22 protein-coding genes are annotated in these 24,736 nt (G+C 59.3%); 19 read left to right on the forward strand and 3 right to left on the reverse strand.

Annotated elements, in window-relative coordinates; translation table 11 throughout:
* Positions 1-30: 30 nt before the first annotated feature.
* The 3 genes from dgoD to CFBP1590_RS10010 all read left to right on the forward strand — a co-directional run bounded on the left by dgoD (position 31) and on the right by CFBP1590_RS10010 (position 3,479).
* Entirely contained in the window at positions 31-1,179 is a 1,149-nt protein-coding gene (dgoD, locus tag CFBP1590_RS10000) for a galactonate dehydratase (protein WP_004882597.1), read from the forward strand.
* 111 nt (positions 1,180-1,290) lie between these two features.
* Complete coding sequence (locus tag CFBP1590_RS10005; RefSeq protein WP_004882596.1) at positions 1,291-2,601, forward strand: MFS transporter; 1,311 nt, start codon at positions 1,291-1,293, stop codon at positions 2,599-2,601.
* A gap of 65 nt (positions 2,602-2,666) precedes the next feature.
* Entirely contained in the window at positions 2,667-3,479 is an 813-nt protein-coding gene (locus CFBP1590_RS10010) for an IclR family transcriptional regulator (protein WP_088234949.1), read from the forward strand.
* A gap of 1 nt (position 3,480) precedes the next feature.
* Here CFBP1590_RS10010 and CFBP1590_RS10015 read toward each other — a convergent pair whose 3' ends face one another.
* Entirely contained in the window at positions 3,481-4,533 is a 1,053-nt protein-coding gene (locus CFBP1590_RS10015; RefSeq protein ID WP_004882594.1) for an NAD(P)-dependent alcohol dehydrogenase, read from the reverse strand.
* 180 nt (positions 4,534-4,713) lie between these two features.
* Here CFBP1590_RS10015 and CFBP1590_RS10020 point away from each other — a divergent pair, with 180 nt between their 5' ends.
* A complete protein-coding gene (locus tag CFBP1590_RS10020; RefSeq protein WP_029241469.1) occupies positions 4,714-5,619 on the forward strand; it encodes an AraC family transcriptional regulator in 906 nt (301 codons plus the stop codon).
* A 62-nt stretch (positions 5,620-5,681) separates the two neighbouring features.
* On the opposite strand, the gene CFBP1590_RS10025 is transcribed toward CFBP1590_RS10020, so the two are convergent.
* On the reverse strand, positions 5,682-7,337 hold the full coding sequence (locus CFBP1590_RS10025; RefSeq protein WP_088234950.1) for an electron transfer flavoprotein-ubiquinone oxidoreductase: 1,656 nt from the start codon (positions 7,335-7,337) through the stop codon (positions 5,682-5,684).
* A gap of 538 nt (positions 7,338-7,875) precedes the next feature.
* On the opposite strand from CFBP1590_RS10025, the gene CFBP1590_RS10030 reads away from it, so the two are divergent.
* The 9 genes from CFBP1590_RS10030 (at position 7,876) to CFBP1590_RS10070 (ending at position 15,280) form a co-directional block, all read left to right on the forward strand.
* Entirely contained in the window at positions 7,876-8,625 is a 750-nt protein-coding gene (locus CFBP1590_RS10030; RefSeq protein ID WP_029241471.1) for an electron transfer flavoprotein subunit beta/FixA family protein, read from the forward strand.
* Positions 8,626-9,555 carry an electron transfer flavoprotein subunit alpha/FixB family protein gene (locus CFBP1590_RS10035; protein ID WP_069143268.1) on the forward strand — a complete coding sequence of 310 codons (930 nt, stop codon included), beginning with the start codon at positions 8,626-8,628 and terminating at the stop codon, positions 9,553-9,555.
* A 120-nt stretch (positions 9,556-9,675) separates the two neighbouring features.
* The gene (locus CFBP1590_RS10040; RefSeq protein WP_058433018.1) at positions 9,676-10,518 is read left to right on the forward strand and encodes a substrate-binding periplasmic protein; all 843 of its coding nucleotides are present in this window, start codon (positions 9,676-9,678) and stop codon (positions 10,516-10,518) included.
* An 11-nt stretch (positions 10,519-10,529) separates the two neighbouring features.
* The gene (locus CFBP1590_RS10045) at positions 10,530-10,880 is read left to right on the forward strand and encodes a DUF4398 domain-containing protein (RefSeq protein WP_025996416.1); all 351 of its coding nucleotides are present in this window, start codon (positions 10,530-10,532) and stop codon (positions 10,878-10,880) included.
* On the forward strand, positions 10,877-11,692 hold the full coding sequence (locus tag CFBP1590_RS10050; RefSeq protein ID WP_004882587.1) for an OmpA family protein: 816 nt from the start codon (positions 10,877-10,879) through the stop codon (positions 11,690-11,692). The genes CFBP1590_RS10045 and CFBP1590_RS10050 overlap by 4 nt, the downstream gene beginning before the upstream one ends.
* Before the next feature lie 366 nt (positions 11,693-12,058).
* The gene (locus CFBP1590_RS10055) at positions 12,059-13,498 is read left to right on the forward strand and encodes an aminotransferase-like domain-containing protein (RefSeq protein ID WP_029241474.1); all 1,440 of its coding nucleotides are present in this window, start codon (positions 12,059-12,061) and stop codon (positions 13,496-13,498) included.
* A 112-nt stretch (positions 13,499-13,610) separates the two neighbouring features.
* Positions 13,611-14,270: a translation initiation factor 2 gene (locus tag CFBP1590_RS10060; protein ID WP_162864278.1), complete on the forward strand. Its 660-nt coding sequence runs from the start codon at positions 13,611-13,613 to the stop codon at positions 14,268-14,270.
* Positions 14,271-14,361: 91 nt separating this feature from the next.
* On the forward strand, positions 14,362-14,619 hold the full coding sequence (locus tag CFBP1590_RS10065) for a YkgJ family cysteine cluster protein (protein ID WP_029241476.1): 258 nt from the start codon (positions 14,362-14,364) through the stop codon (positions 14,617-14,619).
* Between the two features lie 55 nt (positions 14,620-14,674).
* Positions 14,675-15,280: an START domain-containing protein gene (locus tag CFBP1590_RS10070; protein ID WP_029241477.1), complete on the forward strand. Its 606-nt coding sequence runs from the start codon at positions 14,675-14,677 to the stop codon at positions 15,278-15,280.
* Positions 15,281-15,349: 69 nt separating this feature from the next.
* Here CFBP1590_RS10070 and gltA read toward each other — a convergent pair whose 3' ends face one another.
* Entirely contained in the window at positions 15,350-16,639 is a 1,290-nt protein-coding gene (gltA, locus tag CFBP1590_RS10075; RefSeq protein WP_004882582.1) for a citrate synthase, read from the reverse strand.
* Positions 16,640-16,989: 350 nt separating this feature from the next.
* On the opposite strand from gltA, the gene sdhC reads away from it, so the two are divergent.
* The 6 genes from sdhC to odhB all read left to right on the forward strand — a co-directional run bounded on the left by sdhC (position 16,990) and on the right by odhB (position 24,585).
* Entirely contained in the window at positions 16,990-17,376 is a 387-nt protein-coding gene (gene sdhC, locus CFBP1590_RS10080) for a succinate dehydrogenase, cytochrome b556 subunit (protein ID WP_004882581.1), read from the forward strand.
* Complete coding sequence (gene sdhD, locus CFBP1590_RS10085) at positions 17,370-17,738, forward strand: succinate dehydrogenase, hydrophobic membrane anchor protein (RefSeq protein WP_004882580.1); 369 nt, start codon at positions 17,370-17,372, stop codon at positions 17,736-17,738. Before sdhC ends, sdhD begins: the two co-directional genes overlap by 7 nt.
* A 3-nt stretch (positions 17,739-17,741) precedes the next feature.
* Positions 17,742-19,514, forward strand: a complete 1,773-nt coding sequence (gene sdhA / locus CFBP1590_RS10090; RefSeq protein WP_004882579.1) for a succinate dehydrogenase flavoprotein subunit — start codon at positions 17,742-17,744, stop codon at positions 19,512-19,514.
* Between the two features lie 12 nt (positions 19,515-19,526).
* Complete coding sequence (locus CFBP1590_RS10095; RefSeq protein WP_004882578.1) at positions 19,527-20,231, forward strand: succinate dehydrogenase iron-sulfur subunit; 705 nt, start codon at positions 19,527-19,529, stop codon at positions 20,229-20,231.
* 260 nt (positions 20,232-20,491) lie between these two features.
* Positions 20,492-23,323, forward strand: coding sequence for a 2-oxoglutarate dehydrogenase E1 component (locus CFBP1590_RS10100; protein WP_088234951.1), 2,832 nt, complete (start codon positions 20,492-20,494; stop codon positions 23,321-23,323).
* 41 nt (positions 23,324-23,364) lie between these two features.
* On the forward strand, positions 23,365-24,585 hold the full coding sequence (gene odhB / locus CFBP1590_RS10105) for a 2-oxoglutarate dehydrogenase complex dihydrolipoyllysine-residue succinyltransferase (protein ID WP_057410401.1): 1,221 nt from the start codon (positions 23,365-23,367) through the stop codon (positions 24,583-24,585).
* Positions 24,586-24,736 lie beyond the last annotated feature (151 nt).

The following is a 24,736-nucleotide window of genomic DNA, read 5'->3' on the forward strand; positions in this document are numbered from 1 at the left end:
ACAAGAGAACCAATAAGAGAAGCCGTACTCATGAAAATCACCAAATTGACCACCTTCATCGTTCCGCCGCGCTGGTGCTTCCTGAAAGTCGAGACCGACGAGGGCGTCGTTGGCTGGGGTGAGCCGGTCGTCGAGGGCCGTGCGCACACCGTGGCCGCGGCCGTGGAAGAGCTTTCCGATTACCTGATCGGCAAGGACCCGCGCAACATCGAAGACATCTGGACCGTGCTGTACCGCGGCGGCTTCTACCGTGGCGGGGCGATCCACATGAGCGCGCTGGCCGGGATCGATCAGGCGCTGTGGGACATCAAGGGCAAGGCGCTGGGTGTATCGGTCAGCGATCTGCTGGGTGGTCAGGTGCGTGACAAGATTCGCGTCTATTCCTGGATCGGCGGCGACCGTCCGGCCGACACCGCACGTGCGGCACGGGAAGCGGTCGAGCGTGGTTTCACTGCGGTGAAGATGAATGGCACTGAAGAACTGCAATTCCTCGACACCTTCGACAAGGTCGATCTGGCCCTGGCCAACGTCGCGGCGGTGCGTGACGCGGTCGGTCCCAACGTCGGGATCGGCGTCGATTTCCATGGTCGCGTGCACAAGCCGATGGCCAAAGTACTGATGAAGGAGCTGGACCCGTACAAGCTGATGTTCATCGAGGAGCCGGTGCTCAGCGAGAACTACGAAGCGCTGAAAGAGCTGGCGCCGCTGACCAGTACGCCGATTGCGCTGGGTGAGCGGTTGTTCTCGCGCTGGGACTTCAAGCGCGTGTTGAGCGAAGGCTACGTCGACATCATCCAGCCGGATGCATCGCACGCGGGTGGCATCACCGAGACGCGCAAGATCGCCAACATGGCCGAAGCCTACGACGTGGCGCTGGCGCTGCATTGTCCGCTGGGGCCGATTGCACTGGCGGCGTGCCTGCAACTGGATGCGGTCTGCTACAACGCGTTCATTCAGGAGCAGAGCCTGGGCATTCACTACAACGAAAGCAACGACCTGCTGGATTACGTCAAGCACCCGGAAGTCTTTGACTACGACAAGGGCATGGTCAAGATCCCCAACGGTCCGGGCCTTGGCATTGAAATCAACGAGGAATACGTCAAGGAACGCGCTGCGATCGGTCACCGCTGGCGCAACCCGATCTGGCGTCATGCCGATGGCAGCTTTGCCGAGTGGTGATCTGATCCGGAGCAGGCCTCCTGATCGTGCCCACGCAGAGCGTGAGGCACGATCCAAGCGATTTGCCAACAACACACATCCTCAATAAATCCAAAAAGAGGAAACATTTTCATGCGCACTCGTACGATGGAGGGCGCGGCATCACTGGTGACGCCGTCCCGCAAACGTTTCTTTATCATGGTGCTGCTGTTCATCACCGTGGTCATCAATTACCTGGACCGCAGTAACCTGTCGATTGCCGCGCCGGCGCTGACGTCCGAGCTGGGCATCGATCCGGTTCATGTAGGTCTGATCTTCTCCGCGTTCGGCTGGACCTATGCGGCCATGCAGTTGCCCGGTGGCTGGCTGGTGGATCGCGTGCCGCCGCGTATTCTTTACACCGTGGCCCTGGCGTTGTGGTCGATCGCTACCATCATGCTTGGCTTTGCCGCCAGCTTCATTGCGCTGTTCGTGCTGCGCATGGCCGTCGGTGCGCTGGAAGCTCCTGCCTATCCGATCAACAGCCGCGTAGTGACCACCTGGTTTCCCGAGCGCGAGCGTGCCACGGCGATTGGTTTCTATACGTCCGGGCAGTTCGTCGGTCTGGCGTTTCTGACGCCGGTGCTGGCGTGGCTGCAGGCGCACTACGGCTGGCACATGGTGTTCGTCGCGACCGGCGGCGTCGGTGTGCTCTGGGCAGCGATCTGGTACGCGGTGTACCGCGAGCCCCGTGACTTCAAGGGTGTCAATCAGCAGGAAATCGACCTGATCCGCGAAGGCGGCGGGCTGGTGGACATTCAGAAGGACGTCGAAAAGCAGAAGCAGGGTTTCAGCTGGCTGGACCTGGGCATCGTCCTCAGCAGGCGCAAGCTTTGGGGTATTTACCTCGGCCAGTTTTGCCTGAACTCCACGCTCTGGTTCTTCCTGACCTGGTTCCCGACCTATCTGGTGAAATACCGGGGCATGGACTTCATCAAGTCCGGGCTGCTGGCGTCGCTGCCGTTTCTGGCCGCCTTCGTTGGCGTGCTGTGTTCGGGGTTCTTCTCCGACTGGCTGATCCGTCGCGGGCACACCGTGGGCTTCGCTCGCAAGCTGCCGATCATTGCGGGTCTGCTGATTTCCACGTCGATCATCGGCGCCAATTTCGTCGAATCCACGCCGCTGGTGATCGCGTTTCTGGCACTGGCATTCTTTGGTAACGGTCTGGCTTCTATTACGTGGTCGCTGGTATCGACGCTGGCCCCGGCGCGTCTTCTGGGGCTGACAGGCGGCACCTTCAACTTCATCGGCAATCTGGCGGCCATCGCCACGCCAATCGTGATCGGCTTCCTGGCTTCGGGCGATTCGTTTGCACCCGCCATCACCTACATCTCGGTGCTGGCACTGCTGGGTGCGCTGTCCTACATACTGCTGGTGGGTAAAGTCGAGCGCATCGAACTCTGATATCGACGTGTCCTGACGCTGGCGACGATAATGCCGCCAGCGTCCCGATCTGATTAAGGCTTGTCATGCACAACGAACCGCTTCCCGCTGAAAATCCTCCAGGCAAAGAGTCGGCCCCTGCCGGAACCCAGACCCTGTTGCGCGGCCTGGGTGTGGTTCAGGCCGTGGCCAGTGGTGCGCGGGATCTGAAGGAAATCGCCCGCCTGATCGGCACTACACGCAGCACCACCCATCGTCTGGCCAGTTGTCTGGTGGACGAACGCTATCTTCGGGTGGTTCCTCAGGTGGGTTATCTGTTGGGGCCGAAACTGATCGAGCTGGGCTTTCAGGCGCGCGAAGAAGTGCCGCTGGCTATTCTGGCGCGGCCGTTTCTGGACAGACTATCGGCGTTGACCGGAGACACCGTGCATCTGGCGGTGCGTGAAGGCGATGACGTGCTGTACCTGCACAAGAATCCCGGCCGCAATGGTCCGGAGATGCGGTCGCGGGTCGGGCATCGTATGCCGTTGGTGCGCACGGGTATCGGCAAGGCGCTATTGCTGGACAGTCCTGAAGCCGAGTGGCTTCGTCTCTACGAGGTCAGCATGCCAGCGTCAGGCAAGCATCCGCTGTGGCCCAATCACGAGCAACAGACGTGGGAGCAGCTGCAGGAGCGCAGGCAGGAATATGTGGCGGGAGGTTATGCGTTCGATCTGGAGGACAACGAACCGTCGATCCGTTGTGTAGCGGCGCCGGTGCGTGATGCCAGCCAACAGATTGTGGCTGGCATCAGCGTCGCCAGTACGGTGCCGTACATGCCCCTGGAAAAGATGGCCGAACTGGTCCCGCTGATCAGGGAGATCGCGGCGGGACTGTCGGCCGAACTCGGGGCCGCCTGAATCAGGCTTTGAGCGTGGCCATGTCGATGACAAAGCGGTACTTCACGTCACCGGCGAGCATGCGCTCGTAGGCTTCGTTGATGTTGCGGATGTCGAGCATCTCGATGTCGCAGGTGATGTCGTTCTCGGCGCAGAAATCCAGCACTTCCTGAGTCTCGGCGATACCACCGATCAGCGAACCGGCCAGTACGCGGCGGCTCATCACCAGATTGGCGGCGTGGACCGGCGGTTCAACCGGCTCGATCAGACCGACCAGGATGTGCACACCGTCGAAACGCAGGGTCTGCAGGTAGGGGTTCAGGTCGTGCTGCACCGGAATGGTGTCGAGCAGGAAGTCGAAATGACCGGCGGCCGCTTTCATCTGTTCGGCATCGGTGGAGACGATCACGTGATCGGCACCCTGGCGACGCGCTTCCTGAGCTTTCGACGCGGAGCGGGTGAAGAGGGTGACTTCGGCGCCCATCGCCTTGGCGAACTTGATGCCCATGTGGCCCAGACCACCCATGCCCAGAATGCCGACCTTGTCACCGGCCTTCACGCCGTAGTGCTTGAGCGGCGAGTAGGTGGTGATGCCTGCACAGAGAATCGGTGCAGCAGCGGCCGGATCCAGCTTCTCGGGAACGCGCACGACGAAGTGTTCGCTGACCACGATGCTGTTGGAATAACCGCCCATGGTGTTGCTGCCGTCCACGCGGTCTGGCGTGGCGTAGGTCATGGTCGGACCTTCCAGGCAATACTGCTCAAGGTCCGACTTGCAGGCCGAGCACTCACGGCAGGAGTCGACCATGCAGCCGACACCGACCAGATCACCGACCTTGTATTGGGTGGCGTTGGCACCGGTGGCGGTAACGCGACCGACGATCTCGTGGCCCGGCATCAACGGGTAGACGGCAATGCCCCACTCGTTGCGCGCCTGGTGGATGTCGGAGTGGCATACGCCACAGTAGAGGATTTCGATGGCAACGTCGTCGGCACGCGGAGCGCGACGTTCGAAGGTCATCGGGGCGAGGGGAGCGGTGGCTGACTGAGCGGCGTAACCGATGGCTGTGTACATAAATATGACCTCGCGAAATGATACGGAGAAGAGGCGAATCATTGTCCGCGTGATGGGCGCGTGTCGCTAGGGTGATTCCTCCGTGTTTCATGCCTATTCCTCCGGCTACCGGATCCGGGTACCGCTCAAGCGCGCAAATCTGCGATCATGGAGCTGTCTGATTCTCTGCCGGTACTCCTTATGTCGCTCCCTCACCCTGTCGATGGCAATGCTGTTCTGGTCTCGTTGATCCAGCCGCTGGCGGTGCGTCCCGGCTTTGTCGACACGCACTTGCCCGAGGTGCGTGTGCTTTCGGCGTTCAGCTATGTGGCCAGCAGCCCGCAGATGTATGAGCCGAGCCTGATGATCGTGGTGCAGGGCAGCAAGATCGCCTGCCTGGGGACGCGCACGTTCGAGTATGGCACCGGTCACTACCTGATTCAGGCACTGTCAGTGCCCTTCAAATGCGAGACGTTTGCTACGCCTGACAAGCCGCTGTATGGCGTGTCGGTGTCCATCGACCGTGTGTTGCTCGGCGAACTGGTGCAGGTGATGGGCTCGCTGTCGTTGCAGGACTGCCAGCCGCAGACGCCTGAGTCCATGACCTCGGTACTGATCGATGCCGGGATGCGTGACAGTGTCGAGCGCCTGCTGCGCTGCCTGCACGACCCGCTGGAGTGTCAGGCCATGGGTCAGGCCCGGATTCGTGATGTGCTGTACAGCGCGCTGCGCGGGCCGCAGGCGGGCGTGCTGCGGGCGCTGGTCGAACAGCAAGGGCAATTTGCACGGATCGCGTCTGCGGTGACCTACTTGCATGAGCATTACGCCGATGCTTTGAATGTCGATACGCTGGCGCGTTGCGCGAACATGAGCACCTCGACCTTTCATGAGCACTTCAAGCGCAGCACCTTGTTGTCGCCGGTGCAGTACCTCAAGCGCCTGCGGCTGCTCAAGGCTCAGCAGTTGCTGGTGGCTGAAGGGCTGGGCGTCGCGCAGGTGGCGTTGCGGGTCGGCTATCAGAGCGCGTCGCAATTCAGTCGCGAGTACAAACGCTATTTCGAGCGCAGTCCGGGCGAAGAGGGCGCGTATCCGGGCGTTCCCGCCTGACCTGCTGCTGAAAAAGATAAAGGCTCCCGAGGGAGCCTTTATTGTTGTCGCGACCGGAACACTTACATGTTCGGGTAAGTCGGACCGCCAGCGCCTTCCGGTGCCACCCAGGTGATGTTCTGGGAGGGATCCTTGATGTCGCAGGTCTTGCAGTGCACGCAGTTCTGGGCGTTGATCTGGAAGCGTTTCTCGCCGTCTTCTTTGGTGATCACTTCATACACGCCCGCCGGGCAGTAGCGCTGCGCCGGTTCGTCGTACAGCGGCAGGTTCTTGCTGATCGGAATGCTCGGGTCGGTCAGCTTCAAGTGGCAAGGCTGTTCCTCTTCATGGTTGGTGCTGGAGAGGAATACCGAGCTGAGCTTGTCGAAGCTGAGCTTGCCGTCGGGTTTCGGGTAGTCGATCTTCTTCGAGTCGGCGGCCAGCTTGAGGCAGGCGTAGTCCGGCTTGGTGTCGTGCAGCGTGAACGGCAGTTTGCCACCGAAGATGTTCTGGTCGATGAAGTTGAATGCACCGCCCTTGATCGCGCCGTACTTGTGAATGGCCACGCCGAAGTTGCGGCTGGTGAACAGTTCATCATGCAGCCAGCTGGCCTTGAATGCATCGACGTAGGAAGTCAGTGTGTCGCCGCCTTCCTTGCCTGCCAGCAACGCTTCGGCAACCGAATCGGCAGCCAGCATGCCGGACTTCATGGCGGTGTGGCTGCCCTTGATCTTGGCGAAGTTCAGGGTGCCCAGGTCGCAGCCGATCAGTGCGCCACCGGGGAAGACCATCTTCGGCAGCGAGTTCAGGCCGCCCTTGGCAATGGCGCGGGCACCGTAGCTGATGCGCTTGCCGCCTTCCAGGTATTGCTTGATGATCGGGTGATGCTTGTAACGCTGGAATTCGTCGAACGGCGACAGGTACGGGTTGGAGTAGGAAAGATCAACGATCAGACCAACTACCACCTGATTGTTTTCCAGGTGATAAAGGAAGGAGCCGCCCGGATTGGCGTCGTCCAGCGGCCAGCCGGCGGTGTGGACCACCAGACCCTGCTCGTGTTTCGCCGGGTCGACTTCCCAGATTTCCTTGAGGCCGATGGCGTAATGCTGCACGTCGGCTTCATTGTCCAGATCGAAACGCTTGATCAGTTGCTTGCCGATGTGGCCGCGGCAGCCTTCTGCAAACAGCGTGTACTTGGCGCGCAACTCCATGCCTGGGGTGTACAGGCCTTCTTTCGGGTTGCCTTCGCGATCGACACCCAGGTCGCCGGTGACGATGCCGCGCACGATGCCGTTTTCGTCGAACAGGGCTTCCTGAGCTGCGAAGCCGGGGTAAATCTCAACGCCCAGGTTCTCGGCCTGCTGAGCCATCCAGCGGCACAGATTGCCCAGCGAGATGATGTAGTTGCCTTCGTTGTGCATGGTCCTGGGCACGAAGAAGTTCGGCACCTTGCGGGCTTTCTCGGCGTCATTCAGGACATAAATGTCGTCGCGCTTGACCGGCGTGTTGAGCGGCGCGCCCAGCGCCTGCCAGTCAGGGAACAGTTCGTTCAGGGCGCGGGGTTCGAACACCGCACCGGACAGGATGTGTGCACCGACTTCGGAGCCTTTTTCCACCACGCAGACGCTGATTTCCTGCCCGGCTTCGGCAGCCTTCTGCTTGAGGCGGCAAGCGGCTGAAAGCCCGGACGGGCCGGCTCCGACGATGACGACGTCGAATTCCATGTATTCGCGTTCCACAGGCTATCTCCTACTCTCAAGGCTCACGGTATTTTTTTATGGGTCACGGTGGACCGACATACGGACTTGGACCGCATATCTTTTTAAGGCGTGCAGTATATCTACACCACTGCGAGGGTCCAATACAAACGTTTGTTTGAATCGGCCGCAGGCCAGATAAATCAAAGACGCGCGACTCATGACTGGCCGATTTGGCGTATTGACCGGAAAAGGCGTTGCGGTCAAGATACGGGCGGTTTTGCGTTCGCCGTAGGCTGAAACGGGCTTCCACGGACATCCCTTGGGGATATCCGCAGCGGACCCCGGAAAAAGGCATCAGGCGAATGCAGTGCAGGCAGTCACGTAAACGGCCAGTGTCGCCCGGCGCATTTTACACACCCTGCCGGTGCATGACGGGTGACGCCCTGTTTTTATCGGGCTTTTGGCGGGATTTGCATCAAGGCATGTTCGCCTGCACGAATACGATTGCTTGTTGAGGACACATATCGATCGCCTGGTATTGCCGGGCGACTTCTTTTCACCGGAGAGTGAGGAATCCATGAAGGTTCTTGTAGCTGTCAAACGAGTGGTCGACTACAACGTCAAGGTTCGCGTCAAGGCGGACAACTCCGGCGTCGATCTTGCCAACGTCAAAATGTCCATGAACCCTTTCTGCGAAATTGCCGTGGAAGAGGCTGTACGCCTGAAAGAGAAGGGCGTAGCGACCGAGATCGTGGTGGTGACCATCGGCCCGACCACTGCTCAAGAGCAATTGCGTACTGCGTTGGCACTGGGTGCCGACCGCGCAGTGCTGGTCGAGTCCGCCGAAGAGCTGACGTCCCTGGCCGTTGCCAAGCTGCTCAAGGCCGTTGTCGACAAGGAGCAGCCGCAACTGGTCATCCTTGGCAAACAGGCCATCGACAGCGACAACAATCAGACTGGCCAGATGCTGGCTGCGCTGAGCGGCTATCCGCAGGGCACCTTCGCGTCCAAGGTCGAAGTGTCGGGCGACAAGGTTGCCGTGACCCGCGAGATCGACGGCGGTCTGCAAACCGTTTCCCTGAGCCTGCCGGCCATCGTGACCACAGACCTGCGTCTGAACGAGCCGCGTTACGCCTCGCTGCCCAACATCATGAAGGCCAAGAAGAAGCCGCTTGAAGTGCTGACACCCGATGCACTGGGCGTTTCCACGGCCTCGACCAACAAGACCCTCAAGGTCGAAGCACCGGCTGCGCGCAGCGCGGGCATCAAGGTCAAATCGGTGGCCGAACTGGTCGAGAAACTGAAAACCGAAGCGAAGGTAATCTAAATGACGATCCTGGTTATCGCTGAGCACGACAATGCAACCGTAGCCCCGGCTACGCTCAACACCCTCGCTGCGGCCCAGAAGATCGGTGGCGACATCCACCTGCTGGTGGCCGGTTCCGGCGTAAGCGCCGTGGCCGAAGCCGCTGCGAAAATCGCTGGCGTGGCAAAAGTGCTGGTGGCCGACAACGCCGCCTACGCGCATCAATTGCCGGAAAACATCGCGCCGCTGGTCGTCGAGCTGGCCGCCGGTCACAGCCACGTACTGGCTGCCGCCACGTCCAATGGCAAGAACATCCTGCCGCGCGTTGCTGCGCAGCTGGATGTGGACCAGATCTCGGAAATCATTTCGGTCGAGTCGGCTGACACCTTCACCCGTCCGATCTACGCCGGTAACGCCATTGCCACCGTGCAGTCCACTGCTTCGGTCAAGGTCATCACCGTGCGTGCCACCGGCTTCGATCCGGTTGCCGCAGAAGGCGGTTCGGCGTCGGTCGAAGCGGTTTCGGCTGCTCACGACGCGGGCAAGTCGAGCTTCGTCGGCGAAGAGCTGGCCAAGTCCGACCGTCCTGAGCTGACGGCTGCCAAAATCGTCGTTTCCGGCGGTCGCGGCATGCAGAACGGTGACAACTTCAAGCACCTGTACGCGCTGGCGGACAAGCTGGGCGCTGCGGTTGGTGCTTCGCGCGCTGCCGTCGATGCCGGTTTCGTGCCCAACGACATGCAGGTCGGCCAGACCGGCAAGATCGTTGCGCCACAGCTGTACATCGCGGTCGGTATCTCCGGCGCGATCCAGCATCTGGCGGGCATGAAGGACTCCAAGGTGATCGTTGCGATCAACAAGGACGAAGAAGCGCCGATCTTCCAGGTGGCCGATTACGGTTTGGTAGCGGATCTGTTCGAAGCAATCCCGGAGCTGGAGAAGCTGGTCTGATTCAGGCTCTTCCACTATAAAGAGAACCCGTTCCATTCGGCTTCATTCACTGTCAGGCTTGCCTGCGGTGTTTGAAGTCTGATGAACGGGTTTTTTATCGACTTGTGAAAAGGGCTGTCCATGCAACGCCATTCCGTTCCTCATTTCAGACTGTTGCGCTCGCTTCTGCTGGGGCTGCTTGTGTCGCCAGCGCTGGGTTTTGCGGCGGGTAAATGTGAGCGGCTGATCGTGACCGGCAGCCCTGACGCGCCGCCTTACCTGTGGCGCGATCCTCAGGATCCCAGGCACCTGATGGGCGCCAACGCTGATCTGTTGAAACAGGCGGCCGGAGAGCTGGGTATCAAGGTCGAGTTTCTGTACGCAGGCAAGCGCAGCCAGGCCCTCGAAGAGGTACGCACCGGACGCATGGACCTGCTGGCCGATGCGCCCATGAATGCCGCACAACTGGATGCCCTTGACTACATCCATCCAGCCATCGCGCAGAACGATATCGTGATCTGGACACGTCATGATCATGCTGTTCCGCTGACGACGTTCAGCGAACTTCATGGTCACAGCGGCGCCATCTCTGACAAAACGCGGCTGACGCCTGACTTCGACGAGGCCACCCGACAGCATTTGAAGCTGGAGCGCGTTTCCGGTCTGACCCCGGCATTCCAGAAACTGGCGCTGGGCGAGGTTGATTACGTGCTGGCCGGTCGCTATGCGGGGATGGTCATGGTGCAGACATTGGGCTTGTCGGCTGACGTAGTTGCCCAGCCTTTACCTCTCGACAGGCCCGGTTTCTACCTGGCGCTGTCGTTCAATTCGGCCTGCAACGATCCATGGTTGCGCGGACAGCTGGCGAAAAAGATGACAGAATCGGCCGCCTCCGGCCTTGCAGGTGAAGTGATCCGACACAATCTGGATCTCTGGAAAACCCAGCTGTTGCAGCCTGCCAGTGCCAGCGCCTCAACCAAGTAGGGATGTTTTTTGTGAGTATTCGTTTTTCAATCGCCGCCCTGGCAGCCGCCATGCTGGTCGGTTGCGCCAGTGATCCGGTTCCGACCGAGCAATTCAAGCTGACCGAGCAGGCGCTTGAGCAGGCCAAGGCTGTCGGTGCTGACGAGCAACCCGAGCTGGAAACGGCCGAGGCCAAGTTCGCCGATGCCCGTACCGACATGGCTGACAAGTCCTACAAAGACGCGCGCATGAAAGCCGAGCAGGCCGAGCTGGATGCCCGTCTGGCAGAGGCGCGCGTCCTGACGCTGAAAAGCCAGGAGCAGATCACGCAGTTGAACACCCGCCTGAATCGTTTGCGCAAGCAACTGGGAGACGCCCAATGAATCGCATTCCACGTGCGCTCAGCGTTTGCCTGTTGCTGGGCTCTGCAGGTCTTTACGGTTGCGCCGGTCACCAGAACAGTGATCAGGCCCTGCAGCAGGCCAGTGCGGACTTCCAGAAGGTCAAGGAGGACACCGATGTACTGCGCAGTGCGCCGAAAGACGTGATTCGTGCCGGTGAGTCACTGGCTCGTGCCGAGCGACTCTCCAGTTACCTTGGCAGCGGCGCCGACGTGAATCATTACGCCTATTTGAGCAGCCGCTACAGCGAAATCGCCCGTGAGCACAGCAATCTCATGCTGAGCCAGGAGCGTCTGGCGAAAATGGAAATGGAACGTCAGCGCCTGCAATTGGGCTTGCGCGAAGCCAAGCTGGCCAGCGCCCAGCAGCAGGGCAGGTGGCTTGAAGACCAGATCCTCAGCCTCGCCACAACCCAGACCGATCGTGGGCTGGTCATGACCCTGGGCGATGTGCTGTTTGATGCGGGCCATGCCGAGCTGAAGAATTCTGCGAGTCGCACCGTGCTCAAGGTCGTGCAGTTCCTGCAGATCAACCCGCGCCGGATCGTCAGGATCGAGGGCTATACCGACAGCACCGGTGATCGTCAGGAAAACCTCAAGCTGTCCCGTGATCGGGCACAGGCCGTTGCTGACGTGCTGATGGACCTTGGGATCGATGAAAAGCGAATCAAGGTCGAGGGTTATGGTCAGGAATTCCCGGTCAACGTGAACGCAACCGAACGTGGGCGCGCTCAGAATCGTCGCGTTGAAATCGTCTTTTCCGACGAGAAGGGTCAGCTTGGCGCGGCTCGTTAAGGCTGGGTTCTGGCTTTGCTCCGTCAAAGTTGCCTAGGGGGAAGGATGACCTGAGTCGTGCGCTCGGCTTACGGAATCCGCAGTCTGTGCCATTTGTGACGCGGAGCGTCACGGGCGGCATGCCCACGCGATGGGCACGATCAATGTTGGTTGATGATCGTTCCCACACTCCTGCGTGGTAACGCCGCTCAGGACGCTCCGCGTCCGCTCTGGAATGTGCCTGGCTTGAACGTGCGCTCACTAATTGTCCGCACCCCACACATTCGCTGGCCCGTTCTCAAACTGTTCCAGTACACTTCATGACAATGGTCGGCCACCACCAATCTGTTTTATAAAAAAATGGCCGACCCTCATGAGGCTGTGGTCATGACCAATCTTTTGCTCTATCAGCGCATCGCTCAGCAACTGGCTGAAGACATTCGTCGTGGTGTTTATCAACCCGGCGAGCGTGTGCCGTCGGTGCGCAAGATGAGTTCGCAGCTCAATGTCAGCCATGCCACGGTCCTGCAGGCCTATGCGAACCTCGAAGATCAAGGTTTGATCCGGGCCAGGCCGCAGTCCGGCTATTACGTGCATCAGACGCCTGCGTTGACCGCCTCCACGCCTGATATAGCCCGTGTCGAGCGTCCGGGGCTGGTCACGCGCAGCAGCATCATTCAGCAGGTGCTCGAAGAGTCGCGCCGTGAGGGGGTCTTCGCGCTGGGTGCAGCCGTGCCTCATGTTGACTATCTGCCTGTTCGCGCTTTGCATCAGCAGCTCGCCAAGGTCACGCGTTTTCACAGTCCGCGGGCATTCAGTTACATGTTCAGCCCGGGTTTCGAGCCGTTGCGCAGGCAGGTGGCTATTCGAATGCGTGATGCGGGCGTGGTGGTCGATCCGTCTGAAGTGGTGATCACACACGGTTGTGTCGATGCGCTGCAGATGGCATTACGCGTCCTGACTCGTCCCGGCGATCTGATTGCCGCCGAGTCGCCAGCCTACTACGGCCTGCTTCAACTGGCTGACCTGCTCGGCCTGAAAGTCATCGAGATTCCAAGTGATCCGGCCACCGGCATCAGCCTTGAGGCCTTGCAGCTCGCTGCCAATCAGTGGTCGATCAAGGCGCTGGTGCTGACCTCCCGGCTGAGCAATCCGCTGGGTGGCACCATGCCTGAAGAGCGGCAGAAAAATCTTCTGCGACTGGCTTCGGATTTCGACATTCAGGTCGTCGAAGATGATGTCTATGGCGAGTTGATGTTCGAGGTGGGGCGCACTAAGGCGCTCAAGGCCTTTGATCGACTGGGGCGGGTGATTTATTGCTCGAGTTTCTCCAAGACGTTGTCACCGGGCGTGCGCGTGGGCTGGATGATCGCCGGCAAGTACCAGGCCGAAATCCAGCGCCTGCAAACCTTCAGCACCCATTCGGCCTGCAGTGTGACGCAGATGGCAGTTGCCGCTTACCTGGAGAATGGCGGCTACGACCGGCACCTCAGGTTTATACGGCTGGAATACCGCAAGAATCTGAGTGCCTACCAACTTGCGGTTCAGCAATCGTTTCCCGAAGGCACGCAGATGAGCAGGCCGGCGGGCGGTTTTATTCTTTGGGTCAGCCTGCCTGGACGGGTCAATACTCAGGAACTTCATGTCCGGGCGTTGGAGCAGGGCATCAGTATTGCGCCGGGGCTTATTTTCAGTAACACCGAGCAATTCAACCACTGTATTCGACTCAATTGCGGAATGCCCTGGAACAGGGAGGCGGAGCGTGCATTGATGACATTGGGAATGTTGGCCAGACAGTTGTGTCAGGAAGTTTCGCCAGCCTACTGAATGCCAGCCGATTTTCGTCAAATGTTCGGAACTCTTGGCTTGTCATGCATGCCTCAAAAGCACAGCATGTAGCTCTTTCGGCTTTGCCACTGTCTTGTCTGATCTTTTGCCTATGAATATGTTTCGCTGTCTGGGGCTTTGCGTGATCGTTTTACTGGGTGCGTGTGACGCTCGGGAAACGCCGGTGCCCAAACCAAAGACCGAAAGTAGCGCGCCTGCGGCGGCGCAGGCTCCAGTCGCTGCCGAGGCGCGTTCCACGGTCGATTCGCCACGCGAGTCTGTGGTCACCGATTCGGCATCCGAGAAGTCGCCCGTGACGATGCACGAGTTGATGCCCAATATTCCGGTGAAGCCGGTGGTGGCTGGCAAGGAGTCGTCTCAGCCCGTTGCACCCCGTCCTATCCTCGAGGCAGTTGAAAAACCCCGGCCGACTGTGAAAGCGGCGGCGACAAAGTCGACAGCTGTGAAGCGTGAGGTGGCTGCCAAGACTGGCAAAGAGGTCAAGGCCAGGGACGTGCGTCTCAATCCGCCGAAGCTGGACCTCAGCCTGCCTCCCGAGATGGTCAAGGCGCTCGATCCACCTGCCAATGTCATCACGGCCAAACGAAAGCCGATATTGCCGCAGATGTTCGGCGGCAAGGATTCGCCTTCGGACTCAGGGGCCTTCGAGTTGAATGGCCGACTGCTGTCCAATGAAATGCAGCTGCAGATGCGTAATGACAACCGTCGCGACGTCGAAGGTGCAGCGCTGGACTTCAAATTTCACCAGTAAGGCATCATCATCGTCCGGAACGCCGTTTTCAAACGGGCGTATTGATGAGTACTATCCTGCTTCTTTCAATCATTCAGCAAGGGTTCGGGTCATGGACTGCCGCTCTGGTTGCGGTGCCTGCTGCATCGCGCCTTCCATCACGTCTCCCATACCGGGCATGCCGAACGGCAAGCCGGCAGGGGAGCGCTGTCTGCATCTTTCCATCGAGCTTCTTTGCGGGTTGTTCGGTAATCCCGAACGGCCAGCGGTCTGCAGTCAGTTCAAGGCGGCGGAGGATGTGTGTGGCGTCGATCAGGCTGATGCGATCCGTCTGATCGGATGGTGGGAAAAAATGACCGCAGTTGCCTGAACAAGCTGTTCTACATGATGGTTTCGTCGGCATCTCAACAATAAGGAATAAGACAATGGGTCCGCTGTATCGCATGGCTGTCGCTTGTGGCTTGACTGTAATGCTGGTGGGGGCTGTTCAGGCTGAAGACTGGCAGGTCGCCAAGGACGAAGACGGCATCAAGGTTTCGCTCAGTGATGTGCCGGGCTCCAAGTACAAGGCGTATCGCGGGGTGGCGATCATCAATGCCAGCGTGAGCAAGTTGCGCGCGCTGCAGGAAGACGTGGCGGGTGCCTGTGCCTGGATCCATGAGTGCCAGTCACAGAAGGTGCTCAAGCATGAAGGCAACAAGGCCTGGACTTATACGCGTTTCAATACGCCCTGGCCTGTTACGCCGCGTGATTCGGTGCTGCTGATTACCACGCAAGAGGGGGCTGACGGCAGTCTTACCCGAAATATTCAGGAACAGCCTGACTACATCCCCGAAGAGAAAGGTTATGTACGTGTGGCGGAGGTCGAAGGTTTCTGGAAGCTGGTGCCCAAAGGGCCCAACCAGACTGAGGTAACGTATCAGGTGCACACCGAGCCCGGCGGCAGCGTGCCGTCCATGCTGGCCAACAAGTTCGTGGTCGACGCGCCTTTCAACACTCTGAAGGCGTTGCGGGAGAGGGCAGCGCAATAACGTCACGGTCTTGATGCGATAACTGAAAAGGGCTGCCATTGGCAGCCCTTTTTCGTTTTGCAGTACGGCTTACTTGCGGTCTTTGAGCTCGACAATGTCGCGCTGCACGTTGCCGGTGTACAGCTGGCGTGGGCGGCCGATCTTGTAAGGGCTCGAGAGCATTTCCTTCCAGTGCGAGATCCAGCCGACGGTCCGCGCCAGGGCGAAGATCACGGTGAACATGCTGGTCGGAATGCCGATGGCTTTCAGGATGATGCCCGAGTAGAAATCGACGTTCGGGTACAGCGAGCGCTCGATGAAGTACGGATCGGTCAGGGCGATCTCTTCAAGGCGCATGGCCAGTTCGAGCTGAGGATCGTTGGTGATGCCCAGTTCTTTCAGCACTTCGTCGCAGGTCTGCTTCATCACGGTGGCGCGTGGGTCACGGTTCTTGTAGACGCGGTGACCGAAGCCCATGAGCTTGAACGGATCGTTCTTGTCCTTGGCCTTGGCGATGAAGGTGTCGATGTTCGAAACATCGCCGATTTCATCGAGCATGGTCAGTACAGCCTCGTTGGCGCCGCCGTGAGCGGGGCCCCAGAGCGCTGCAATGCCTGCGGCAATACAGGCGAACGGGTTGGCGCCCGAAGAGCCCGCCATGCGCACTGTGGACGTCGAGGCGTTCTGTTCGTGGTCGGCGTGGAGGATGAAGATCTTGTCCATCGCCTTGGCCAGCACCGGGCTGATCGGTTTGATCTCGCACGGGGTGTTGAACATCATGTGCAGGAAGTTTTCGGCGTAGCTGAGGTCATTGCGCGGGTACATCATGGGCTGACCCATGGAGTACTTGTAGACCATGGCGGCCAGGGTCGGCATCTTGGCGACCAGGCGTACGGCGGAAATCTCGCGGTGCTGCGGATTATTGATGTCCAGCGAGTCGTGGTAGAACGCTGAAAGCGCGCCGACCACGCCGCACATTACGGCCATCGGGTGGGCGTCGCGACGGAAGCCGTTGAAAAAGGTCTTGAGCTGTTCGTGGACCATCGTGTGGTTCTTGACCACGGCGACGAACTGGGCTTTCTGCTCGGCGGTCGGCAATTCGCCATTGAGCAGCAGGTAGCAGGTCTCCAGGTAGTCGGAGTGCTGGGCCAGTTGTTCGATAGGGTAGCCGCGGTGCAGCAGGATTCCGTTGTCACCATCGATGTAGGTGATCTTCGACTCGCAAGAGGCGGTCGACATGAAGCCAGGGTCGAATGTGAAGCGGCCGGTGGCGGTGAGACCGCGTACGTCGATCACGTCCGGACCCACTGTACCGGTCAGAATTGGCAGCTCGACGGGGGCAGCGCCCTCGATGATCAACTGCGCTTTTTTGTCAGCCATGTGGCCTCCTATTTATGCTTCAAATCATCAGACAGGCCCCCCACGCAGGGCCCGCATCACTATAGTGAGATAAATTCTAAAGTCAATTTGGCTAAAGTCGCGTTCCAGAAGGCCTTCCTGCATATTTTTCAAGGCCCGTTTCCTGCCGTTTACGCCTTTTACGTGACGAGCGCAATCCGCTATTGGCGGTAAGTCTGTGCGTTGTCATTAGTAACCTAACTGTCTATACTCGGCGTCCGACCGCCGGGGGCTTTTGGGCCTGTTCGAAGGGGGTCGTCACTTCCTGGGTGGTGGGTACCTGACCAGTGCACTTCCCAACAACTTGCCCTGATTGTTAGGGGCTCTTCAGTGTGAAAAAAGCCGTGAATAGCCAACGACCTGTAAATCTAGACCTAAGGACCATCAAGCTCCCAGTCACTGCTTACACGTCCATCCTTCACCGTATCTCCGGTGTCATCCTCTTTGTCGGTATTGCAATCATGCTGTACGCAATGGACAAGTCGCTGGCATCCGAAGAGGGCTTCGGTGAAGTAAAGGCGTGTCTGACCAGCCCGCTGGCCAAGCTTGTCATCTGGGGGCTGCTGTCTGCCCTGCTGTATCACCTGGTGGCCGGTATCCGTCACCTGATCATGGACACGGGAGTGGGCGAGACGCTGGAAGGCGGCAAGCTGGGCTCCAAAATCGTTATCGCGGTTTCCGTGGTACTGATTCTTCTGGCAGGAGTATGGATATGGTAACCAACGTCACCAACCTTTCACGTTCGGGCCTCTATGACTGGATGGCGCAGCGTGTTTCTGCGGTCGTGCTCGCGGCTTATTTCATCTTCCTGATCGGATACATGGTCTTTCACCCGGGTCTGAGCTACGCCCAATGGCATGATCTGTTCGCGAACAACTGGATGCGCATCTTCAGTCTGCTGGCCCTCGTTGCCCTCGGCGCTCACGCCTGGGTCGGCATGTGGACCATCGCGACCGACTACCTGACGCCGATGGCGCTGGGCAAGTCCGCGACTGCAGTCCGTTTCCTGTTCCAGGCGGTATGCGGTGTTCTGATGTTCGCCTACTTCGTCTGGGGCGTGCAGATTCTTTGGGGTATCTGATCCATGGCTAACACAAATACGCTTTCTTTCGACGCCATCATCATTGGTGGTGGCGGTGCAGGCATGCGCGCTGCGCTGCAGCTCGCTCAGGGTGGTCACAAGACCGCCGTGGTCACCAAGGTCTTCCCGACCCGCTCGCACACTGTATCCGCACAGGGTGGCATCACCTGCGCAATCGCTTCGGCCGACCCGAACGATGACTGGCGCTGGCACATGTACGATACCGTCAAGGGTTCCGACTACATCGGCGACCAGGACGCTATCGAGTACATGTGTTCCGTAGGTCCGGAAGCGGTCTTCGAGCTCGAGCACATGGGCCTGCCGTTTTCCCGTACCGAACAGGGTCGTATCTATCAGCGTCCGTTTGGTGGCCAGTCCAAGGACTTCGGCAAGGGTGGTCAGGCTGCACGTACCTGCGCCGCGGCCGACCGTACCGGTCACGCACTGTTGCACACCCTGTATCAGGCCAACCTGAAGGCCGGCACCGTATTCCTGAACGAATACTACGCAGTGGATCTGGTGAAGAACCAGGACGGCGCGTTCGTCGGCATCATCGCCATCTGCATCGAAACCGGTGAGACCTCTTACATTCGCGCCAACGCAACTGTACTGGCGACCGGTGGTGCAGGCCGTATCTACTCTTCGACCACCAACGCCCTGATCAACACTGGCGACGGTATCGGCATGGCGCTGCGCGCCGGTGTGCCGGTTCAGGACATCGAGATGTGGCAGTTCCACCCGACCGGCATTGCTGGCGCAGGTGTACTGGTTACCGAAGGCTGCCGCGGTGAAGGCGGCTACCTGATCAACAAGCACGGCGAGCGTTTCATGGAGCGTTATGCTCCGAACGCGAAAGACCTTGCCGGTCGTGACGTCGTTGCGCGTTCCATGGTCAAGGAAATCATTGCCGGTAACGGCTGTGGTCCTGACGGTGACCACGTGATGCTCAAGCTCGATCACCTCGGTGAGGAAGTGCTGCACAGCCGCCTGCCAGGCATCATGGAACTGTCCAAGACCTTCGCACACGTTGACCCGGCTTCCGCGCCGATCCCTGTGGTACCGACCTGCCACTATATGATGGGCGGCGTTGCCACCAATATTCACGGTCAGGCAATCACTCAGGACGCGGCTGGAACGGATCAGATCATTCCGGGTCTGTTCGCTGTAGGTGAAGTGGCTTGCGTATCGGTTCACGGTGCCAACCGTCTGGGCGGCAACTCGTTGCTCGATCTGGTGGTGTTCGGTCGTGCTGCGGGTATCCACCTGGAGCAGGCCCTGCGTGAAGGTGTTGATTACGCCCGTGCTTCCCAGTCCGACATCGACGCCGCTCTGGCGCGTCTTGCCGGCCTGAACGAGCGCACCGAAGGCGAAGACGTTGCCTCGCTGCGTAAAGAGTTGCAAAGCTGCATGCAGAACTACTTCGGTGTATTCCGTACCGGCGAATACATGCAGAAGGGTATTGCCCAGTTGGCAGACCTGCGTGGTCGTATCGCCAACGTCAAGATCAACGACAAGAGCCAGGCGTTCAACACTGCCCGTATCGAAGCGCTTGAACTGCAAAACCTGCTGGAAGTCGCAGAAGCTACCGCGATTGCCGCAGAGCATCGTAAAGAGTCCCGCGGCGCTCACGCCCGTGAAGACTTTGAAGATCGCGACGACGAGAACTGGTTGTGCCACACCCTGTACTTCCCGGGTGACAAGCGCGTAACCAAGCGTGCCGTGAACTTCTCGCCGAAAACTGTTCCGACTTTTGAACCTAAGATTCGGACTTATTAAGGGGTGGCCGATATGTTGCAAGTCAGTGTTTATCGTTACAACCCTGAGCAGGACGCTGCGCCGTTCATGCAGGAGTTTCAGGTCGATACCGGTGGTAAGGACCTGATGGTGCTGGACGTGCTGGCCCTGGTCAAAGAACAGGATCAAGGTTTTTCGTATCGCCGCTCGTGCCGTGAAGGCGTCTGCGGTTCCGACGGCATGAACATGAACGGCAAGAACGGCCTGGCCTGCATCACGCCAGTGTCTGCTGTGGTTGCCAAGGGCAAGCTGATCGTACGTCCGCTGCCGGGCCTGCCGGTCATTCGTGACCTGGTTGTCGATATGAGCATCTTCTACAAGCAGTACGAGAAGGTGAAGCCATTCCTGCAGAACGACACGCCGGCTCCGGCCATCGAACGTCTGCAGACTCCGGAAGAGCGCGAAAAGCTCGATGGCCTGTACGAGTGCATTCTGTGCGCCTGCTGCTCGACATCCTGCCCGTCCTTCTGGTGGAACCCCGACAAGTTCCTGGGCCCGGCTGCACTGCTGCAAGCCTACCGTTTCCTGGCTGACAGCCGTGACACCCGGACCAGTGAGCGTCTGGCTTCACTGGACGATCCGTTCAGCGTGTTCCGCTGCCGTGGGATCATGAACTGCGTCAACGTTTGTCCGAAAGGCCTTAACCCAACCAAGGCTATCGGTCACGTACGCAACATGCTTCTGCAGAACGGCGTCTGATTCAACGCTTTACCTGTAACACCGTTGCACTGAAATGGCCGCGGCGCAGGCTTCAACCGGCGCCGTGGTTTTAACCTGAGCAGTAGCTCGCAAGGCTGCGGCTCTTATTTTGAAGAAATGAGACCAGCAGGGGCATCCGGGCTGGTACCCGGACTATCTGCGTGATTCCCTGGTGACTTGATACAGTCGCTGCACACGACTATTTCAGGATTGCTCTGGTGTCTTCGCCGGTGGTGTCCCCTTACCGAGGGTGACCAAGCATGCAAGAAAGCGTGATGCAGCGCATGTGGAACAGTGCCCACCTATCCGGTGGTAACGCTGCCTATGTGGAAGAGCTCTATGAGCTTTACCTGCACGACCCTAACGCTGTGCCAGAAGAATGGCGCACCTACTTTCAGAAGTTGCCAGCTGATGGCAGCTCTGCCACTGATGTATCGCATTCGACCATTCGCGATCATTTCGTGTTGCTGGCCAAAAACCAGCGCCGCGCTCAACCGGTGTCCGCCGGCAGTGTGAGCAGCGAACACGAGAAGAAGCAGGTTGAAGTACTGCGACTGATCCAGGCTTATCGTATGCGTGGCCACCAGGCCGCCCTGCTCGATCCGCTGGGTCTGTGGCAGCGTCCTGCACCCGCCGATCTGTCGATCAATCACTACGGCTTGACCAATGCCGATCTGGATACGACTTTCCGCGCCGGCGACTTGTTCATCGGCAAAGAGGAAGCGAGCCTACGCGAAATCCACGAAGCGTTGCAGCAGACATATTGTCGCACCATCGGCTCCGAGTTCACGCACATCGTGGATTCCGAGCAGCGCAACTGGTTCATGCAGCGTCTGGAAAGCGTACGCGGTCGTCCCGTCTTTTCGGCTGACATCCAGAGCCATCTGCTCGAGCGCGTAACCGCTGCCGAAGGCCTCGAAAAATACCTGGGTACCAAATACCCGGGCACCAAGCGTTTCGGCCTGGAAGGCGGCGAAAGCCTGATTCCGATGCTCGATGAGCTGATCCAGCGTTCCGGCTCCTACGGCACCAAGGAAGTCGTGATCGGCATGGCCCACCGTGGCCGTCTGAACGTACTGGTCAACACCTTCGGCAAGAACCCGCGCGACTTGTTCGACGAGTTCGAAGGCAAGAAGAAAGTGGAACTGGGTTCCGGTGACGTCAAGTATCACCAGGGCTTCTCTTCCAACGTCATGACCGCAGGCGGCGAAGTTCACCTCGCCATGGCATTCAACCCGTCCCACCTTGAGATCGTGTCTCCGGTGGTCGAGGGGTCGGTGCGCGCGCGTCAGGATCGTCGCAACGATCCGAACGGTGACAAGGTTCTGCCGATTTCCCTTCACGGCGACGCTGCCTTCGCAGGCCAGGGCGTTGTGATGGAAACCTTCCAGATGTCGCAGACCCGCGGCTTCAAGACGGGCGGCACGATCCATATCGTCATCAACAACCAGGTAGGCTTCACCATCAGCAACCCGCTGGACTCGCGTTCCACCGAGTACGCCACCGACGTTGCGAAGATGATTCAGGCACCGATTCTCCATGTGAATGGCGATGATCCTGAAGCCGTGATGTTCGTGACCCAGCTGGCGATCGACTACCGCATGCAGTTCAAGCGTGACATCGTCATTGACCTGGTCTGCTATCGTCGTCGCGGTCACAACGAAGCTGACGAGCCGAGCGGCACCCAGCCTCTGATGTACCAGCAGATCACCAAGCAGCGCACCACCCGCGAGTTGTATGCCGAGCGTCTGATCAAGACCGGCGTTCTCGACGAGGCCCGTGTTCAGGCCAAGGTCGACGACTACCGCAGCGCGCTGGACAATGGTCTGCACGTGGTGAAAAGCCTGGTCAAGGAACCGAACAAGGAATTGTTCGTCGACTGGCGTCCGTATCTGGGCCACGCCTGGACTGCGCGTCACGACACGCGTTTCGACCTCAAGACCCTGCAGGAACTGTCCGCCAAACTGATGGAGCTGCCGGAAGGCTTCGTCGTGCAGCGTCAGGTCCAGAAGATCTACGAGGATCGCCAGAAGATGCAGGCCGGTGGCTTGCCGATCAACTGGGGCTATGCCGAAACCATGGCGTACGCCACGCTGGCGTTCGAAGGCCACCCGATCCGCATGACGGGTCAGGACATCGGTCGCGGTACGTTCTCGCACCGTCACGCCGTGTTGCATAACCAGAAGGATGCAGGTACCTACATTCCGCTGCAGAACCTGTACGCCGGTCAGCCTCGCTTTGACCTGTATGACTCGTTCCTGTCGGAAGAAGCGGTGCTGGCATTCGAGTACGGCTATTCGACCACCCAGCCCAACGCGCTGGTCATCTGGGAAGCCCAGTTCGGCGACTTCGCCAACGGTGCCCAGGTGGTTGTCGACCAGTTCATCACCAGCGGCGAGCACAAGTGGGGCCGTCTGTGCGGTCTGACCATGCTGTTGCCTCACGGTTATGAAGGGCAGGGCCCGGAGCACTCCTCCGCGCGCCTTGAGCGCTACCTGCAATTGTGTGCCGAGCACAACATTCAGGTATGTGTGCCGACCACGCCGGCACAGATCTACCACTTGCTGCGTCGTCAGGTGATCCGCCCGCTGCGCAAGCCGCTGATTGTGCTGACGCCCAAGTCGCTGTTGCGTCACAAGCTTGCGGTTTCAACGCTCGAAGAACTGGCCGAAGGCTCGTTCCAGACCGTGATCCCGGAAATCGATACCCTCGACCCGGCCAAGGTCACACGTCTGGTGCTGTGCAGCGGCAAGGTCTACTACGACCTGCTGGAAAAACGCCGTGCCGAAGGTCGTGAAGATATCGCCATCGTTCGTATCGAGCAGCTGTATCCGTTCCCTGAAGATGACCTGATGGAAACGATCGCGCCTTATACCAACCTGCAGCATGCAGTCTGGTGTCAGGAAGAGCCGATGAACCAGGGTGCCTGGTACAGCAGTCAGCATCATCTGCGTCGCAGTGTGGGCAACCACAAGCGCGAACTCGTTCTCGAGTATGCAGGTCGTGATGCTTCTGCCGCTCCAGCCTGTGGCTACGCTTCGATGCACGCCGAGCAGCAGGAAAAACTCCTGCAAGATGCCTTCACTGTTTAACGCCTTCGAGCATTAGAAACCGAATTAAGGAATTACAGATAATGGCTATCGAGATCAAAGCCCCCTCTTTCCCGGAATCCGTTGCCGACGGCACCATTTCCAAGTGGCACAAGCAACCGGGCGAAGCGGTAAAACGTGACGAGCTGCTGGTCGACATCGAGACTGACAAGGTTGTCCTCGAAGTTCTGGCCGAAGCCGACGGCGTGCTGGCATCGATCGTTAAAGGCGAGGGCGACACTGTCCTGTCCAATGAACTGATTGCAACCCTGGATGCCGGTGCAACTGCATCGGCTGCTCCAGCTGCTGCTGCCGCTGCTCCTGCGGCATCGGCGCCTGCTGCATCCGCCGCTGACGATGAAGACCCGATTGCTGCGCCTGCCGCACGCCAGCTGGCTGCAGAAAACGGTATCAACCTGGCCAGCGTCAAGGGCACCGGTAAAGACGGCCGTATCACCAAGGAAGACCTGGTTGCTGCGATTGAAGCGAAGAAATCCGCTCCAGCCGCTGCGCCTGCTGCCAAGCCTGCTGCCGCCGCCGCTCCTGTGGTCGCCGCTGGCGACCGCACCGAGAAGCGCGTGCCGATGACCCGTGTGCGTGCAACCGTGGCCAAGCGTCTGGTTGAAGCCCAGTCGAACATGGCCATGCTGACCACGTTCAACGAAGTGGACATGACTGAAGTCATGGCGCTGCGTTCGAAGTACAAGGACCTGTTCGAGAAGTCGCACAACGGCGTACGTCTGGGCTTCATGTCGTTCTTTGTCAAGGCGGCTACCGAAGCACTGAAGCGCTTCCCGGCTGTGAACGCGTCGATCGACGGTTCCGACATCGTTTACCACGGCTACGCTGACGTGGGTGTTGCGGTTTCCAGCGACCGTGGTCTGGTTGTACCGGTTCTGCGTAACGCCGAGCACATGAGCCTGGCTGAAATCGAAGGCGGCATCGCCACCTTCGGCAAGAAGGCGCGCGACGGCAAGCTGTCCATCGACGAGATGACTGGCGGCACGTTCACCATCACCAACGGTGGTACTTTCGGTTCGATGATGTCGACGCCGATCGTCAACCCGCCGCAGGCAGCCATCCTGGGCATGCACAACATTCTGCAGCGTCCCATGGCAGTCAACGGTCAGGTCGTGATCCGTCCAATGATGTATCTGGCACTGTCGTACGATCACCGTTTGATCGACGGTAAAGAAGCTGTAACCTTCCTCGTTACCATCAAGAACCTGCTGGAAGATCCAGCGCGTCTTCTGCTGGATATCTGATGAAGCGGCCACAGGTTGCACGTGTCGGGCTTGAGCGATCAGGTCGATGTGCAGCCTGAGGCTGGTGTGTTGCATCTTATGAATTGGTCGCAAGCCAGCGACGCCGCAAGGCAGAGCGGCTTGCAGCTTGCAGCTTGAAGCTCGCAGCTAA

It is taken from the genome of Pseudomonas viridiflava, assembly GCF_900184295.1.
In the GTDB taxonomy this organism is placed as follows: Bacteria; Pseudomonadota; Gammaproteobacteria; order Pseudomonadales; family Pseudomonadaceae; genus Aquipseudomonas; species Aquipseudomonas viridiflava.